The 3,835-nt window shown below is 58.4% G+C and carries 3 protein-coding genes and 1 pseudogene; all 4 read right to left on the reverse strand.

Features of this window, described 5'->3' with window-relative positions; genetic code table 11:
* The coding region (locus ACIPZE_RS23565) for a hypothetical protein (protein WP_400775626.1) at nt 1-88 on the reverse strand (88 nt) is incomplete at its 3' end.
* 5 nt (nt 89-93) lie between these two features.
* A pseudogene (recF, locus tag ACIPZE_RS23570) lies at nt 94-1,196 on the reverse strand (DNA replication/repair protein RecF).
* A gap of 14 nt (nt 1,197-1,210) precedes the next feature.
* Entirely contained in the window at nt 1,211-2,314 is a 1,104-nt protein-coding gene (dnaN, locus tag ACIPZE_RS23575) for a DNA polymerase III subunit beta (RefSeq protein ID WP_007911887.1), read from the reverse strand.
* Between the two features lie 39 nt (nt 2,315-2,353).
* Complete coding sequence (dnaA, locus tag ACIPZE_RS23580; RefSeq protein ID WP_400775629.1) at nt 2,354-3,832, reverse strand: chromosomal replication initiator protein DnaA; 1,479 nt, start codon at nt 3,830-3,832, stop codon at nt 2,354-2,356.
* Nucleotides 3,833-3,835 lie beyond the last annotated feature (3 nt).

Genomic DNA, 3,835 nt, shown 5'->3' on the forward strand with positions numbered 1-3,835 from the left:
CAATGTACATACCGGGACGTTTGCGTACGGCATCCAGGCCTTTCAGCACTTTAATGCTCGTTGAGTCGTACGTATTTTCTTCGCTCAATGCCTTCACTCCCGATGGTCGTGGGTCTGGGTGATACGGCCCTGTTCCACGTGGAACAGAGCGACTGGCGTTTCCGTCTGCCAGCCTTCCCTCAATAATTCGTGATCTACACAGGTGATGAACACCTGGCAGCGTAAGTCTTCCAGCAAGCGGCACAACGCGCGACGATGGTTCTCGTCCAACTCGGACGGCAAGTCATCCACCAGATAAATACACTGACCGCGTCGGGCTTGGCTGACCAGGTGCCCTTGGGCAATCCGCAGTGCACAGACCACTAACTTCTGCTGACCCCGGGACAAAATGTCCGCGGCGTTGTGTGCGCCCAATCTAAGACGCAAATCAGCCCGTTGCGGTCCGGCCTGGGTATGACCCATTTGCTGATCCCGTTGCAGGGATCCGGCCAGTACGGCGCTCAATTCCCGGTCTTTGTCCCAGCCTCGGTAATAGCTGAGCGTCAAACCTTCGAGCTCAACCAGTTCGCTCAAGGTTTGTTCAAAGACTGGTTTCAAGGCTTTGATGTAAGCGCGGCGTATTCATCGATTTCAGCGCTGGCCTGGCACAGTTCCCTGTCCCAAACCGCTTGCGAAACGGCGTCAAGTGTACCATGCCGCAGCCAGGAGTTTCTCTGACGCAAGGCCTTCTGCAAACGCTGCCAGGTGGCCATGAAGCGCGGTTCGACGTGGAACACGCCCCAGTCGAGAAACTGCCGGCGAATCTTCGGTGCACCTTCGAGCAAGCGGAAGCTGTCGGGGTTGATCAACTGCAGCGGCAGGATCTCCGCCAGTTGCGCGGCGCTACGGGCGTTCTGACCGTCGATACGAATCTGAAACTCGCCCTGACGATCGCGCGAGATGCCCAAAGCGCTATGGCCACCCTCGGCCAATTCAACCTGACCGAACACGGTACAGGCGAGCTGCTCATACTGGATGACCGGCAACAGACGCGTGCTGCGAAACGAACGGGCAAGCCCCAGCAGATGAATGGCTTCCAGAACACTGGTTTTGCCGCTGCCGTTGGCGCCGTAAAGAATGTTGATGCGGGGGGAAGGGGAGAAGGTCACCGGGTGCAGATTGCGCACCGCGGTGACCGAAACACGACTTAAGGACATCCAGGGTCAGCTGATTACAGACGCATCGGCATGACAACGTAAGCCGAATCGTCGTTGTCGGACTCTTGCACCAGCGCACTGCTGTTGGAGTCGGACAGGATCAGACGAACCTGCTCGGTGGTCATCACGCCCAGCACGTCGAGCAGATAGCTCACGTTGAAGCCGATTTCCAGCGAACCGCCGTTGTATTCAACGCCCACTTCTTCTTCCGCTTCTTCCTGCTCCGGGTTGTTGGCCTGGATCTTCAACTGACCGCTGGCCAGTTGCAGACGGATACCACGGTACTTTTCGTTGGAAAGAATCGCGGTACGGCTGAACGCTTCACGCAGGGCCTGGCGATCGCCCAATACCAGCTTGTCGCCGCCCTTCGGCAGAACGCGCTCGTAATCCGGGAATTTGCCGTCGACCAGTTTCGAGGTGAAGGTGAATTCACCGGTGGTCGCACGGATGTGGTGCTGACCCAGCACGATGCTGACATTGCCGTCCGGCTCGGTGAGTAGACGCGCCAGTTCGAGAATACCTTTGCGCGGCACGATCACCTGGTGGCGATCCGGCTGGCCGATATCGGCTTTCATCGAGCACATGGCCAGACGGTGACCATCAGTAGCCACAGCACGGATGATGCCTTCGGAAACTTCCAGCAGCATACCGTTGAGGTAATAACGCACGTCCTGCTGGGCCATGGCGAAGCTGGTGCGTTCGATCAAACGTCGCAGTTTGCTTTGCTCAAGGCTGCAGGTCAGCGAGCCCGGACCTTCTTCAACGGTCGGGAAATCGTTGGCTGGCAGGGTCGACAGGGTGAAGCGGCTACGGCCAGCCTTCACGACCAGCTTCTGCTCGTCGACCTTGATGTCGATCAGCGCATCGTTGGGCAGGCTTTTGCAGATGTCCATCAGCTTGCGCGCAGGCACGGTGATGGAACCTGTCTCTGCCGGCTCCTCAAGTTGCACACGACCGACCAGTTCGACTTCCAGGTCGGTACCGGTCAGCGACAGTTGCTGGCCTTCGACTACCAACAGCACGTTGGACAGTACCGGCAAGGTCTGTCGACGCTCGACGACGCCTGCGACCAGTTGCAGGGGTTTCAACAGGGCTTCGCGTTGAATGGTGAAATGCATGGTCTAGTCCCTTGCCTTAATAAGCTGCGCTGGTGTTCATCAAGTGGTCAGTGTACGCAGCAGGTTCTTGTAGTCCTCGCGGATGTCCGCGTCGGATTCCTTAAGCTCGTTGATCTTGCGGCAGGCGTGCAACACGGTGGTGTGGTCACGGCCACCAAACACATCACCGATTTCCGGCAGGCTGTGGTTGGTCAGTTCCTTGGACAACGCCATGGCCACCTGACGCGGGCGTGCTACCGAGCGCGAGCGGCGCTTGGACAGCAAGTCCGAGATCTTGATCTTGTAGTACTCGGCGACGGTGCGCTGAATGTTATCCACAGAGACCAGTTTGTCCTGCAATGCCAACAGGTCTTTCAGGGATTCGCGAATCAGCTCGATGGTGATGTCGCGGCCCATGAAGTGCGAGTGGGCGATCACGCGCTTCAGCGCGCCTTCCAGCTCACGGACGTTGGAGCGAATGCGTTGGGCAATGAAGAACGCGGCGTCGTGCGGCAAGTCGACTTTGGCCTGGTCGGCCTTCTTCATCAAGATCGCCACGCGGGTTTCCAGTTCCGGCGGCTCGACGGCAACCGTCAGACCCCAGCCGAAGCGGGATTTGAGACGCTCTTCAAGACCTTCGATTTCTTTCGGGTAGCGGTCACTGGTGAGAATGACCTGCTGGCCACCTTCAAGCAGGGCGTTGAAGGTGTGGAAAAACTCTTCCTGCGAACGCTCCTTGCGGGCGAAGAACTGAATGTCGTCGATCAGCAAAGCATCCACCGAACGGTAGAAACGCTTGAACTCGTTGATCGCGTTCAGTTGCAGCGCTTTGACCATGTCGGCCACGAAACGCTCGGAATGCAGGTACACGACCTTGGCATTCGGGTTCTTCTTTAATAGATGGTTACCCACCGCATGCATCAAGTGAGTTTTACCCAGGCCGACGCCACCATAAAGGAACAGTGGGTTGTAACCATGCTTGGGATTGTCCGCCACTTGCCAGGCCGCCGCACGGGCGAGCTGGTTGGATTTACCTTCGACGAAGTTTTCGAAGGTAAAGGTGCGGTTCAGGTAACTGGTGTGCTTGAGCGCACCTTCGACCTGCACGGTGCGCTGTTCTGCGCGGACCGGGGCCTGTTGTGAGGCAGCACCGGACATCGGATCGAAGCTGTCACGCGATGGCTCGTCACTGATTTCAACGGATTTCTGCGTCGAGCGCTTGGCCGGCGCAGGCGTCGACACAGGAGCCTGCGTATTGGCAGGCGCGCCCGTGTTTACCTGGGCCTGGGAAACCTGTGCGGCAGCCAGCGGTGCATTCGGTGCGGCACGTGGGGCCGAGCTGCGTTTGCTGCCTATTAATAAGGAAAGCGCCGGCGCCATGCCGTTGCCATGCTCATCCAGCAGTTCAAGGACGCGGCCCAGGTACTTTTCGTTGACCCAGTCCAGCACAAAACGGTTCGGTGCGTAGACGCGCAACTCGTCGCCTTCGGCTTCGACCTGTAGTGGACGGATCCAGGGGGTGTCTGGTTGGGCGGGCAGCGG

The organism is Pseudomonas sp. NPDC089741 (assembly GCF_044748825.1).
Taxonomy (GTDB): domain Bacteria; phylum Pseudomonadota; class Gammaproteobacteria; order Pseudomonadales; family Pseudomonadaceae; genus Aquipseudomonas; species Aquipseudomonas helmanticensis.

Coding starts and splice junctions, on each gene's coding strand:
- dnaN (WP_007911887.1), bottom strand. CDS start 2,314: ATGCATTTCACCATTCAACGCGAAGCCCTGTTGAAACCCCTGCAACTG.